We start from the raw sequence: 12848 nt of genomic DNA on the forward strand, positions 1-12848 counted from the left end.
AGCGAGCCGCCGCGCGCCCGCAGCAGGGCGAGCTCGGACCGCCGCCGGTCCGCGCCCAGACCGCCCGCCATCAGCAGCACGACGCAGGCGACCGTGCCGGTGCCGTACGCGGCGACCGACACCACCGGCGTGATGCCGGCGCTCAGCTCCTCGTACCGGCGGACGACATCGGCGAGACCGGTGCTGACGTCGGTGGTGGGGCTGCCCGTCGCCACCCGCACGGAGAGCAGCCCGGGGCCGCTCGTCGTGTACGCCAACGCTTCCTTCAGGGCGGGCAGTTCACTGGCGGTGAGCGCGGAGGTGGCCGGGGCCAGCTGCCAGTACTGCTCGACGCCGCCGGTGGTGGTCGTGAGCACGGGACCGGCGTCCGGGTGCAGCAGCAGGGCGCCCACCCAGTACCGCTCGGGCGGGACCGTGTCGGTGCTGCGCAGCTGTGCGGTGCGCAGTTGGGGCGCCGCCGACCAGTAGGCGCCCGACGGGTTGCGCGGGACGACGACCCCCGTGATCCGTACGGACGTGGTCCTCGCCTCGGCGTTCGGGATGTGCAGGACCGAGCCCGCCTTGAGGTGCAGGCGCCGCGCGGTCTCCTCGGTGACGGCGGCCTCGACGCGGGTCGCCGTGGCGTCGGCGGCCGGCAGCCGGCCCGAGGTGACCTTCGCGTGCGCGGCGAGCCCGCCCTGCGCGGTCATGGTGAACTCGGCGGGCAGCCCGTACGGCTGGGGCAGGAAGTCGTCCGTGGCGGCCATCGACTCCGGGGTGCGCACCCCGTACGACGACTCGCGCGGGTCCGCCGCGAACGGCGCCTTCAGCGATCCGGTGATCTTCTTCTCCGCGCGGCGGGTGAACGCCTCGCGCAGCTGCCGCGCCCGCTGTTCCGGCGGCAGTTCGATGCCCGGGTCGGTCGTCGTCACGTTCAGCACCATCCGGCCGGCCGCCTCCTCGGCGACGGCGTGCCGCAGCCCCTCGTCCTGGTAGCGGTCGACGGCCCGCGGGAACGCCGCGGCCAGACACGACGTGAGCAGGACGAGCAGGGCCAGCGCGACGGCCGCGCCCGGCGCCGTCCGCAGCCTCGTGCGCACCCAGGGCGCGACGGCCTTCTGCGCGGCGGCCATGCTATTCGCCTCCCTTGGTGCGCAGCGCGACCGTGGCGTCCGGCGGCCGGCGCAGCGCGAGGACCGCGGTGATCAGTACGGGGGTGAGTGCCACGCCCGCGAGCAGCAGCACCACCTGGTTCAGCGGGAGCCGGACCAGGACGTCCGGCACGGGGCGGGTCGCCTCCCCGGTCAGCACGATCAGCGGCACCACGGCCCGCGTCAGGATCGCGCCGAGCGCCGTGCCCACCAGGAGCGTGAGCGCGACCAGGACGCCCTGTTCGGCGGCGACGAGCCGGGCCAGGCGGCGGCGCGAGGTGCCGAGGGCGCCCAGGATGGCGAACTCGGCGCCCCGTTCGCGCAGCGAGCCCGCCGTGTTCACGGCGAAGCCGACCGCCGCGAGCGCGGCCGCCGCCAGGGCCGCCGCGGTGAGCGCCGACTGCGGACCGGCGCCCAGCGGGTCGTCGCGCAGCTCCTCGGCGATCTCCGAGCGCACCACGACCTGCGACGGATCCAGGTCGGGCAGGGCCCGCAGCGCGGCCGCCGCCTTCGCGTCGCCGCCCGGCGCGGTGGACAGCCACCACTCGTTCGGCGCGAGGGGGTCGGTGTTGTCGTCGGACGCGGCGTCGGCGAGCGCCCGGTTCAGGTCGCGCAGGTCGAGCAGGAGCGCGCCGCCGTCCCGGGTGCCCTCCTTCGCCGCGGCCGCCGAGGTGCCCGTCGTGGGCAGCGCCCGGACGCTCCGCACGATCCGCAGCCGCACCGTCGCACCGCCCACGTTCACGTCGACGCGCTGCCCGGTGCGGGTGCCCGCCGACGTCAGATAGCGGTCGGTGGCCACGGCGGCGACCTCGGTGACCTGCGGGCGGGCGGCGTCGAGGTGGACGACGACGCTGGGCGAGGCGCCGTAGGAGGAGTTCTCCGGCAGCACGTACCCGGTGCCGTACTCCATGGCCACGCGGTGGGCCGTCGGGGAGCCGGCGAGCTCCGGCGACCTGGGCGCGTCCTCCATGCTCGCGTCCACCGTGCCCCGGCCGAACAGGGACGTGTTCCAGCGCAGGCCCGCCATGCTCAACGTCCGCCGCGCACCGCCCCGTTCGACGGCGTGGGCGCCTTCGAGGGCGATCCGGTGCTCGGCGCCCCGGCCCACGGTCTGGGTCGTCTCGAAGTCGAGCCCGGTCAGCGTCAGCGGCCCCGCCGCGGGGCCGAGGTCCAGGTCGAGCCGGTGGACGCGGCCGTCCAGCGGCAGATCGCCGGCCTGCTTGCGGTAGGGGAGTCCGTAGCGGTCCTGGAGGGTCACCGACACGGACGTCGTCTCGCCGGGGCCGCGGCTGCCCCGGCCGTCCAGGTTCGTCGCGCGCAACGAGAGCTGGAGGCGGTCGGCGTGCTCGGGCAGCCGGACGCCCGGGTCCGTCCCCGACTTCGGCCGCACCGCGTCGACGACCTGCCGCGGCGACGCGTCCGTGAGGTCGTCGCGCAGCATCAGACCGTCCTTGACGTGCGCCGTGTCGAGCGCGAGGAGCGTGCCCGTCCGGTCACCGCTGAGCGGCACCGACAGACGGTAGCCGGGCGCCGCGTCCCGCACGCCGGGCACGGACGCGTACCGGGCGGCCTGGTCCATGCCGGGTTCCGTGGCCAGGACCCGGACCGGGGCGCCCGAGCGGAAGTCGGCCTGGTCCTCCTGCGAGCGGTCCCACGACGCGCCCTGCCCGATCGCCAGCATGCCCATCGCGACCGCCAGGACGAGCAGCAGCACGGGGCCCGCGCCGCGCATCGGACGCCGGCTGAACTGCCAGCCGGCGAGCGCCACCGGCAGCCCCCGCCCGCTCGCCGCGCGCCGCTCCGCGAGCCGGGCCACCGGCGGCAGCAGCCGCAGCGTGAGCACGGTGCCCGCGAGCAGCGCGAGGGCCGGGGCGACGACGAGCAGCGGATCGATGCCGAGCGCGCCGTCCCGGTCGCTGCTCAGGGCGCCCGAGCCGGACGTCTGCCGGTCCAGCTGCCAGTACGCGACGCCGGCGACGACCAGCAGACCCACGTCGGCCCCGGCCCGCACCGGCGCGGGCAGCGCCCGGGCCCGGCCCTTGTCGGGACCCTGCGCCGTCAGCGCGGGCACGGCCACCGCCAGCGCGCAGCCCACCGCGACCGCCACGGCCACCAGCCACACCGACGCCGAACCGGCGCCCACCTCCAGGCGCAGCCCGATCCGGGACAGCGCGCCCTGCGAGGCGACGAGCCGGGTCAGCGGTCCCGCCAGCAGCGGCGCGCAGACGGCGGCGGGCACCGCGAGCAGCAGCGCCTCCGTCGCCGCGAGCCCGGTGATCCGGGCGCGCGAACCGCCGCGGGCCCGCAACATGCCCGTCTCACCGGCCCGTTCGACACTGAGCAGCCGGGCCACGAGCAGCAGCGTGTACCCGGCGAGCAGTACCAGCTGCAGCGCCACGATCAGCAGCGTCGAGCGGGACACCAGCAGCGCCCGCTCGGCCCGGTCGAGCACGTCCGGCAGGCTGGTGCTCGCCGCGGTCGTGCCCGCGAGCGCCTTGTCGTGCAGCAGGGCACGGGGGCCGGCGCGGGCCGCGTCGCGCAGCGCGTCGATCCGGTCCGTCGTCAGCGTCGAGAAGTCCGCGGAGGCCAGCAGCGCCGAAGGACCGCCGCTGACCCGCCCGTCGAGCACCACCGACGGGTCCGTCATCAGCGGCCCGTACGTCGTGTAGCCGAGCTTCTGCACACCGCGGCCGCCGAGTTCGTCCAGCGTCCAGTACGGGTCCTGCGGCCGGGCCGGGCGGTACACGCCGGTCAGCTCGACGGTGACCTTCGGGCCGCTGAGCCGGTCGGTGAGCGTGAGCCGGTCGCCGGGCTCCAGCTTCAGCTGCTCGGCGGCGACCTGCGGGAGCGCGGCCTCGATCACGGAGTCCTCGCGGGCGCGGGGCAGCCGGCCGGACGTGACCTTCACCTCGGACGGTTCGACCGCCGCGAGCTTCGTCAGGTCGGGCTTGCCGCCGCGGGCCGCGCCCGGCAGTCCGTAGGGGCCGGACTGGACCAGGGACTCGCGGTGCACCGGAAGCCCGTCGAAGGTCCGCCGGGCCCCTTCGTCGAACGCGGCGATGGCTGCTTTTCGCCCTTCCGCCGGGATCTCGGCGCGGAGCACGAGCGCGGTCGTCGCCGTGTCCCTGGTACGCAGTGCGTGGCGCAGCGAGGCGTCACCGATCGCGCCGGAGAACGCGCTGAGCATCGCCAGGACCGACGTGGTGAGCAGGACCGCGAGTACCGCCGCGGTCAGCAGGAGACGATGCGCCCGTACCCGTAGGAGGACAAAACCCCACACCCTCGCCGCCCCCGCATTCCCGTTTCAAGCCTTCCGCCCCCGAAAGTCTGTCCGGATGTTGTCAGAGCGGACCCGGATTGGGGAAGAGGTCTGGACCGGATAGCGGGCCGCGATGCTCGCTCAGCGGTGTCCGGGGGACGTCAGCCCTCGGTGTTCACCATCGACGCGGCGGCGTACGTCAGGTAGTTCCACAGCGTCCGCTCGTGCTCGTCGGACAGCCCGAGCTCGTCCACCGCGACCCGCATGTGCTTCAGCCACGCGTCGTGCGCCGCCCGGTCCACCGCGAACGGGGCGTGCCGCATCCGCAGCCGCGGGTGGCCGCGGTGGTCGCTGTACGTGCGGGGGCCGCCCCAGTACTGCATGAGGAACAGCGCGAACCGCTCCTCGGCGGGGCCCAGGTCCTCCTCCGGGTACATCGGGCGCAGCAGCGGGTCCTGTGCGACGCCCTCGTAGAAGCGGTGCACGAGGCGGCGGAAGGTCTCCTCGCCACCCACCTGCTCGTAGAACGTCTGCTCCTGAAGCGTGTCGCGCGGGATCTCAGTCACCCGTCCATGGTCTCAGACGGGGTGGCGGAGGACTCCGGGCTTAGGACCCGGGAAGGGGCTCGCTGTTTCCGGCCTGCGGCAGCACAGTGGACATATGGGCGCAGAGCACACCGACGCACTGGAGTCACTCGCCGTACGGGCGCGGGCGGCACTCGTGCGCGAGATCGAGGAGAGCGGCGCCTGGGACACCGACCCGCGCTGGCGGGAGGCGTTCGAGACGGTGCCGCGCCATCTCTTCGTGCCGTACTACTTCGTGGGCGTGCCCGGCGGCTACGAGCGGCTGTGGGGCGAGCACCCCGACCCCGAGCGGCGCGAGCGGTGGCTGCGCGGCGCGTACGCCGACCAGCCGCTGGCCACCCGGCTGCGGGACGGCGAACTCGTCTCGTCCAGCAGCCAGCCGTCGCTGATGGCGAAGATGCTGGTGGACCTGGACGTACGGGACGGGGACCGGGTCCTGGAGATCGGCGCGGGCACCGGGTACAACGCGGCGCTGCTCGCGCACCGGCTCGGCGACGACCACGTCACCACCGTCGACCTCGACCCGGAGATCACCGAGTCGGCGCGGGCGCACTGCGCTGCCGCGGGGTACCGGCCGTACGTGGTCACCGGGGACGGGGCGCGGGGGTGTGCCGAGCGGGCCCCGTTCGACCGGATCGTCGCGACGTGTGCGCTGCGCTCGGTGCCGGTGGGGTGGCTCGGGCAGTGCCGGCCCGGGGCGCGGATCCTGGCGCCGCTGTCCACGGGGCTCGTGGCGCTCACCGTGCGGGACGAGTCCTCCGCGGAGGGGCGGTTCCTGCACACGCCCGCGTACTTCGTGGCGTTGCGGGGGGAGGGGGAGCGGGAGGTCGTGCAGCACATCGGGGGGCTGCCCCGGCGGGTGCTGCGGGACGAGCTGTTCCGGTTCCTGCTGACGCTGACGGCGGGGGCGCTCGATCCGCACGAGGCGCTCGCGCTGTGGGAGCGGGAGGGGCGGCCCGTGCGGGAGCGGTTCGGGGTGACCGTGCGTGGGGGCCGGGAGTGGGCCTGGCTGGACGATCCCGGCGGGCCGTACGTGTGGGCTCTCGCGCCGTAGGGGTGTGCCGGCGTGCTGCCGTGCTGGCGGGTGCGGGTGCGGGTGCGGGTGCGGGTGCGGGTGCGGGCCGGTGGGGGCTGGTCGCGCAGTTCCCCGCGCCCCTGAGATGCGCACTGCGTGCGCCATCTCAGGGGCGCCCATGGGGCTGCGGCGAAGCCGCATGCTCCAGGGGCGCGGGGAACTGCGCGAGAAGCCCCACCGGGCCGCAGACCGGAAACGGCCGTGGCCCGGCAGACGGGACGAACCGTCCACCGGGCCGCAGACTGGAAACGGCCGTGGCCCGGTAGACGGGGTGGGCCGGGCGACGGGCCGTGGGCGGAAGTGGAGTGATCTAGTCGCGGCGGATCGTGATGGTCGTCCAGGCGCCGACGTGGACGCGGTCGCCGTCCTGGAGGGGGACCGGGACGAAGGGCTGGATGGGCTCCTCGCCGCCGTTGACCGTCGTGCCGTTCGTCGAGTTCTGGTCGACGACGGCCCACGTACCGTCCGGCTGCTGCACCAGCACCGCGTGCGAGTGCGAGACCCCCGGATCCTCCGGCGGCACCGACAGGTCGATGTCGGGGGTGTCCCCGGTCGAGTGCCGGCGGCGGCCGATCGTGATCTGGTTGCCGGTGAGCCGGCGCTGCTGCTCAGGCGAGTACGCGGGCAGGTTCAGACCCGACGCCTCGGGCCCGCTGCGCTGCATCATCGCCATGAAGTAGTCCCGGTCGGGCCCGATCGTCGCGGACCAGGAGACGGGACCCTGCGCCTGCGGGTAGCCGGGTCCTGGCGGCTGCTGCTGCGGCGGGAAGCCGTGCTGCGGCGGCCCCTCGGGCGCGGTCGACGGCGACGACGGCGGCGAGATCACCCAGTCGTCACCGCCACCCCCGCCGAACGACGGCGAAGGGCCGGGCGGAGGCGGCGGACCCTGCGGGTCCGGGGACTGCGGGTAGTCGGGGAACGGCGGCGGCGCGGGCGGCCCGGGCTGCTGCGGCTGCACGGGCGCCGGCGGCTGCTGCTGGAACGCCTGCGGGACGCCCCCGCCCGTCCCGTTCGCCCCGGGACCCTCGTAGGGCCGCGGCTGGACCGGTCCCGGCGGCTCGTTGCCGAACGGATTCGGCGGGATCGGCTCGGCGGGCCGGTTCATCTGCGAGGGGCGCGAGCCCTGGTACTCGTACGGGTCGGGGCCCTGCGGCGGCTGCTGGAAGCGCAGCGCCGGGTTGGGGCCCTGCGGGCCGCCGGAGGTGTGCGGCAGCGGCGGGTTCGGGGCCGCCGGGGTGTACGACGTCGCCGTGTTCGTGAGGAAGTTCCAGCGGCACTCCTCGCAGAACGGCGCGCCGCCCTCGCGCGGCGTGCGGCACTGCGGGCACAGCTCGGCTCCGCCACCGCCCTGGGGCGCCTGCGGCGCGGGCGGCTGCTGGGGGTAGCCGTAGCCGGCGGCCGGGGGCGGCGGCGGGGGCGGGGGCACGGCACCGGCCATGCGGTGACCGCAGACCTCGCACCAGTCGTCGGAACCCGACTGGTGTCCGTTCGGGCAGGTCGGCATGTCGGCGCTTCCCCCTTTCCTTCGTACGTACTCGTACGTCAGTCTGAGCTGCTGCTTCTCGGTTACTTCTTGACGCGAACCGTCTTGGTGGACCGGGTCTCGAGAGTCATCTCGTCGGCCTCCGCGACCTTCGCCTTCAATCGAACAGTACCTTCCGCGGCATCCACCACGTCCACCACCTTCGAAAGCAGTTTCGCCGTATCCGCGTTTCCGGAGAGCGCCGCGAGCTGCACCGCGCGGCCCAGTTTCGCGGTGGCACCGTCCACGTCACCGGCTTTGCGCGCGTCCAGGCCCTGCTGGATGACCTGGGCGAGCTCCGCCTGGCCCGTGTAGTGGGCGACCTGCGGGTTGATGGACGTAGACGCCGCCATGTCGTCCGTCCAGACCGCGCGGACCAGGCCCTGCGAGAGCGTCTGGGCCGAGCCGTCCGGCTGCGGGATCACCAGGGAGACGCGGGCCGCGAGCATCTCCTGGCCGAGCTCGGCGTTCGGGACCTGGACGCACACGTGGTAGTCGCGGGACTCGTCGCCCCAGGAGCCGGTCGGGTAGTCGCCCGCGCGCGGTCCCGACTCGGTGCGGCGCTCCGTCAACTCCTCGACGGTGGGCGCCACTTGCTTGACGAACTTGATCTCGGAGCCGAGCGGGGTCCACAGCCGCAGCGCCACGTCCGCGACCTCCTTGCCCATCGCCGTCTCCATCATCTGCGTGAAGTCGCCGGCCAGGTGCGCCGGGTCGGCGACGATGTCGGCGGTGCCGAGCAGCGCGGAGGCGATCCCCGTGACCTCCTTCACCTCCCAGTCCGTGCCGACGCCGCGCGCGTCACAGGTGAAGCGGCCCGCGCACGCGTCGAGCGTGGTGCGCAGGTCCTCCGGCGACTCGTGCTCGTTGCGTCCGTCGGTGAGCAGGATGCCGTGCCGCACCGCGGACGCGGGCACGTCGGCGGAGGACAGCAGCCGGTCGGCCAGCCGCAGCCAGGTGCCGATCGCGGTGCCGCCGCCCGCCGACAGCTTGCGCAGCGCCTGCTTGGCCTGCTCCCGGGTGCTCGGGTCGGCGAACGCGACCCGCCCGCCGCCCGGATAGACCTCCTTGGCGACGTGGGTGCCGGCGATCACCGCGAAGCGCACCCCGTCGCGCAGCGTGTCGATCGCGGCGGCCGACGCGTCCCGGGCGCCGCGCATCTTCGTCGGCGGATAGTCCATGGAGCCGGAGCAGTCCACCATCAGCGCCACCGCGGCGTCCGGCCCGCCCCCGGGGCCGTGGAGCTGCGGCGCGCCGACCGCGCCGCCGATGGTGCCGCCGCCGGTGGACGTCACCGTGACGATCGCGTTGACCTCGCGGCCGCCCTCCGGCAGATACTCGTTCTGGTACACCTCGACCGAGAACTGCGGCACGTTCGACTTCGAGAAGTTGGCCATGTTGACAAGTCCCCCCTGCTGTATCGCCACACCGGTACGGCCGTCGGACTACGCCGATCCTGCCCCCGCGGGCGGGACCGGGAACGGCAGCACCGCCACTGTTACGTTGTCGTGGCCCCCGCCGTCCAGGGCGTGACCGACCAGGACCTGGGCGCTGTGCAGCGGCCGCACGGCGGCGTCGGCCGGGACGACCTGCGCCATCTGCTCGGCCGCCTCCGCGTAGTTCCACAGTCCGTCGGTGCACACCACCACGACACCAGGCCGGTCCGGCTTGAAGGAAGCGGTGTGCGGCTCCAGTTCGTACGCGTCCGCGCCGAGCCAGCCGGTGATCGCGTGGGCCCGCTCGTCCGCGTACGCCTCCGCCTCGTTCATCAGGCCCGCCGCCACCATCTGCGCGGCCCACGAGTCGTCCTCGGTGAGCCGGGCGGCCGGCGAGCTGCGGTCGTCCGGCACCCAGTAGGCGCGCGAGTCGCCCACCCAGCCGACGACGAGCAGCTCCTTGGTGATGACCGAACCGACGAACGTGCACGCCGGAGCGTTCTGGTGCGGCTGGTGCTCGCGGGCCGTCGCGGGCTCCTGCGCCAGCGAGTTGACCGCCTCGGCGGCCGCGACGATCGCCTCGTGCATCGCCTGCTGCGGGTGCGTGCCGCGCGGCAGCGACTCATGCAGCGACTCGTTGGCCGCGCGGGACGCGGCGAGCGAGGCGTCGTCGGGCCGGGTCGCCGACGACACCCCGTCGCAGACGATCGCGACGACGGCGGGGGAGCCGTCCGGCAGCGCGGCCGAGGAGATCGCGAACGCGTCCTCGTTGCGGTGGTGCCGCAGGCCCCGGTCGCTGACCGCGGCGACCGCGCCCAACTCCTGCTCCATGTGGTCGCGTTCGCGCGGCTGGGCGTGCCCGCAGTTCTCGCAGTAGCCGTCCGGGTCGACGTGCCCGGCGCGGCACGCCACGCACAGCTTGGTGCCGGACGGCGGGGTGGCCGCCTCCAGCTCCTCCGGCGTCGCGGTGCGCGGATCGGGCGCGGCGAGCTCGAAGTCGCCGCCCTCGGGAGCGTCGTCGAACCGTACGGCGGCGGGCAGTTCGGCCCCGCCGGAGTCCGTGCCCTCCAGGTCGGTCGGCAGGTGGACCGGCGCGGGCGTGTCCGAGCTGTCCAGCTCGGGCGCGTCGGGCCACTCGACGGACGCGGCCTCCGCCGACGCCTCGCCCGCCGTCTCCCCGGCCGCCTCGCCGGCCGTCTCCCCGGCGGCGCCGATGGTCAGCGTCGGGTGGTCGTCCGGCGCGGGCGGCACCGACGACAGGTCGTATCCGCACGCCCCGCAGAAGCGATCGCCCTCGTCGAGCGGCTCCTCGCAACTGGGGCAAGCGGCCAGCTGGTGCGTCTGCGACATCAACTCACACCCACGTCCGGGGGCGGTAACGGTTGGCCCGCTCCACCAGTTCGATCCTCTCCTCGCCCCGCTGAGCGAGCCTGGCCAGTGTCCGGTACGAGCGCTCCAGGCCGAGGCGCAGGCCGCGCTCGTCCAGGTCGTTGCCGAGCACCACCGTGCGTCCGGGGCCGGCCGGCTGACCGGAACCCTGCCTACCGGAGAGTACCCAGTCGAGCGCCGTGCCGAGGACCTCGGTCGACAACTGTTCACGTCGCACGGCGTCGAGACCGAACGCGTCGAGCGCCTCGACCTGCCCGGCGGCGGCCGTCAGATCGCCCAGGAGCGGGTCCCCGTTGAGCACCGCCCCCTCGGCCATCCGCCCGCGCAGCCGGGCCCGTACGGAGGCGACCCGGGCCGCCGTGTAGTGGATCGACGACTCCGGCACCGACTCCAGGGTGCGCACCGCGCCGCCCCGGTCGCCGGCCGCCAACTGCACCCGGGCGAGCCCGAACGCGGCGCTGACGTAGCTCGGATCGGTCGCCCACACGAGGCGGTAGTACTCCGCCGCGTTGTCCAGCTGGCCGAGCACCTCCGCGCACACCCCGAGCGCCAGCTTCGGCGCGGGCTCGCCGGGGAACGCGTCGTAGATCGCGTCGAACGACAGCGCCGCGCTCGCGTGGTCACCCGTCGCGAGCGCCGCCACACCCCGGTACCAGACCACCCGCCAGTCGTCGGGGTGGTCGGCCTCCAGCGCCGCCAACCCGCGCGCCGCGGAGTCGAGTTCGCCCATCTCCAGGCGGGCCCGCAGCTCGCGCAGGCGCAGTTCGAGCGAGCCGGTGGGCGCCGCGTGCAGCGCCGCGATCAGCTCGGCGGGCGCCGACGCCATCAGACCGGCCAGGAACCCGGCGTTCGGGTCGCCCGGGTCCACCCGCGGCACCGGCAGCGCCAGCGCGGTGGCCGTCGCCTCCAGGTGCTTGACGAGCGCGGTCGGCGACGGCGGCAGCGCGGGCCGGGCGGGCGCCGCGGACAGCGCGGCGGCCTTCCCCCGGGCCCGGACGGGCGTCCGGCGCACCCCGAGCCACGACACATCACCCTCGAAGCGCCCGAACAGCTCCGTGTCGGTGACCCTCACCTCGGGCCCGAACAGCGTCGACAGGGCCGGCCGCGGCCGGTTCGTCTGCAGCGCCACGACCTCGCGCAGCACCCCCGTCAGCTGCTCGGCCATCTCCTGCGCGGAGGCGAACCGGCGGGCCGGGTCCGGGTCGGTGGCCCGCACCAGGAGCCGGTAGAACGACTCGTAGCGGCGGAACACCTCGATGTTGTCGGGGTCCGGCAGGGAGTCCACGAAGACGTTCGTGTAGCCCTGGAAGTCGAAGGTGAGGACCGCGAGCGTCCGGGCCACGGTGTACAGGTCGGAGGCGACGGACGGGCCGACCTCGGCGACCTCGGGCGCCTGGTAGCCGACGGTCCCGTAGATCGCGGACTCGTCGTCGTCCATCCTGCGGACCGCGCCCATGTCGATGAGCTTCAGCTGGTCCTCGGTCTGTATGGCGTTGTCGACCTTGAAGTCGCAGTAGAGCAGGTTGCGGCTGTGCAGGTGGCCGAGGGCCTCCAGGGCCTCGATGCCGTACGCGCAGGCCTGCTCGACGGGCAGCGGGTCGCGCTTGCCGTCGACCGTGCGCCGCTCGTTGGCGATCTCCTTCAGCGACTTGCCGCCGACGTACTCCATGACGATGTAGCCGTCCATGGAGCCGGTGCGCTGGTCGAGGTGCTCGACGAAGTTGTAGATCCGCACGATGTTGCTGTGCTCGATCTCCGCCAGGAAGCGGCGCTCCGAGATCGCCGCCGCCATCGCGTCCTGGTCACCGGTGTCGAGCAGGCCCTTGAGGACCACCCAGCGGTCGGACACCGCACGGTCGATGGCGAGGTACACCCAGCCGAGCCCGCCGTGCGCCAGACAGCCCACGACCTCGTACTGGCCGTGCACGATGTCGCCCGTGCCCAGCTTCGGGACGAACGAGTACGGGTGCCCGCACTTGGTGCAGAACCCTTCCGTCCGGCCCGGCCGGTCGCCGCGCGCACGGCCCACCGGGGCGCCGCAGTCGGACCGGGAGCAGAATCGCTTCCGCTCGGGGACCTCGGGGTTCTCCTGCACCATCGCGCGCGGGTCGGGCCGCGGCACGTCGGGCACGTTGACCAGACCCACACCGAGCCTGGCCCGCCCCGAACTGCCCGCGCTCGACCCCGAACTGCGCACCGACACCGACCGCGACGTCGAACTCCCGGACAGCGAGCGGGACAGCCGCCCCGACACCGACCGGCGCGACTGCGAGGAACGCGACGACGCCCGGGACGACGCCCGCGAACTGGAGCTGGAACTCTGCGAGCCGCGCGAACCGTTCCTGGTGCCCGCCATCCCGGTCGGCGGGGACGACACCATGCCGTTCGGGGAGACGACCGGGGCGAGCCCGCACGTGTCGCAGTACAGCTCGCCGCCGCCCATGTCCTCGTAG

General features: G+C 74.5%; 7 protein-coding genes and 1 pseudogene. 1 reads left to right on the forward strand and 7 read right to left on the reverse strand.

Features of this window, described 5'->3' with window-relative positions:
* The 3 genes and pseudogenes from RBJ77_RS16735 to RBJ77_RS16745 form a co-directional block, all read right to left on the reverse strand.
* Positions 1 to 1112: pseudogene (locus RBJ77_RS16735) on the reverse strand (ABC transporter permease); the annotation flags it as partial.
* Between the two features lies 1 nt (position 1113).
* The gene (locus RBJ77_RS16740; RefSeq protein ID WP_372345770.1) at positions 1114 to 4410 is read right to left on the reverse strand and encodes an FtsX-like permease family protein; all 3297 of its coding nucleotides are present in this window, start codon (positions 4408 to 4410) and stop codon (positions 1114 to 1116) included.
* Positions 4411 to 4550: 140 nt separating this feature from the next.
* A complete protein-coding gene (locus tag RBJ77_RS16745; RefSeq protein ID WP_255980592.1) occupies positions 4551 to 4955 on the reverse strand; it encodes a globin in 405 nt (134 codons plus the stop codon).
* Between the two features lie 94 nt (positions 4956 to 5049).
* On the opposite strand from RBJ77_RS16745, the gene RBJ77_RS16750 reads away from it, so the two are divergent.
* On the forward strand, positions 5050 to 6027 hold the full coding sequence (locus tag RBJ77_RS16750) for a methyltransferase domain-containing protein (RefSeq protein ID WP_372345771.1): 978 nt from the start codon (positions 5050 to 5052) through the stop codon (positions 6025 to 6027).
* Positions 6028 to 6358: 331 nt separating this feature from the next.
* On the opposite strand, the gene RBJ77_RS16755 is transcribed toward RBJ77_RS16750, so the two are convergent.
* From RBJ77_RS16755 to RBJ77_RS16770, 4 genes are all read right to left on the reverse strand, one after another.
* The gene (locus RBJ77_RS16755; protein ID WP_372345772.1) at positions 6359 to 7552 is read right to left on the reverse strand and encodes an FHA domain-containing protein; all 1194 of its coding nucleotides are present in this window, start codon (positions 7550 to 7552) and stop codon (positions 6359 to 6361) included.
* Positions 7553 to 7614: 62 nt separating this feature from the next.
* Complete coding sequence (locus tag RBJ77_RS16760) at positions 7615 to 8967, reverse strand: VWA domain-containing protein (RefSeq protein WP_372345773.1); 1353 nt, start codon at positions 8965 to 8967, stop codon at positions 7615 to 7617.
* Between the two features lie 48 nt (positions 8968 to 9015).
* The gene (locus RBJ77_RS16765) at positions 9016 to 10356 is read right to left on the reverse strand and encodes a PP2C family serine/threonine-protein phosphatase (protein ID WP_372345774.1); all 1341 of its coding nucleotides are present in this window, start codon (positions 10354 to 10356) and stop codon (positions 9016 to 9018) included.
* Positions 10357 to 10360: 4 nt separating this feature from the next.
* Positions 10361 to 12838, reverse strand: a complete 2478-nt coding sequence (locus tag RBJ77_RS16770) for a tetratricopeptide repeat protein (RefSeq protein ID WP_372345842.1) — start codon at positions 12836 to 12838, stop codon at positions 10361 to 10363.
* Positions 12839 to 12848 lie beyond the last annotated feature (10 nt).

The sequence above is a fragment of the Streptomyces sp. KL116D genome, from assembly GCF_030766975.1.
GTDB lineage: Bacteria > Actinomycetota > Actinomycetes > Streptomycetales > Streptomycetaceae > Streptomyces > Streptomyces longispororuber_A.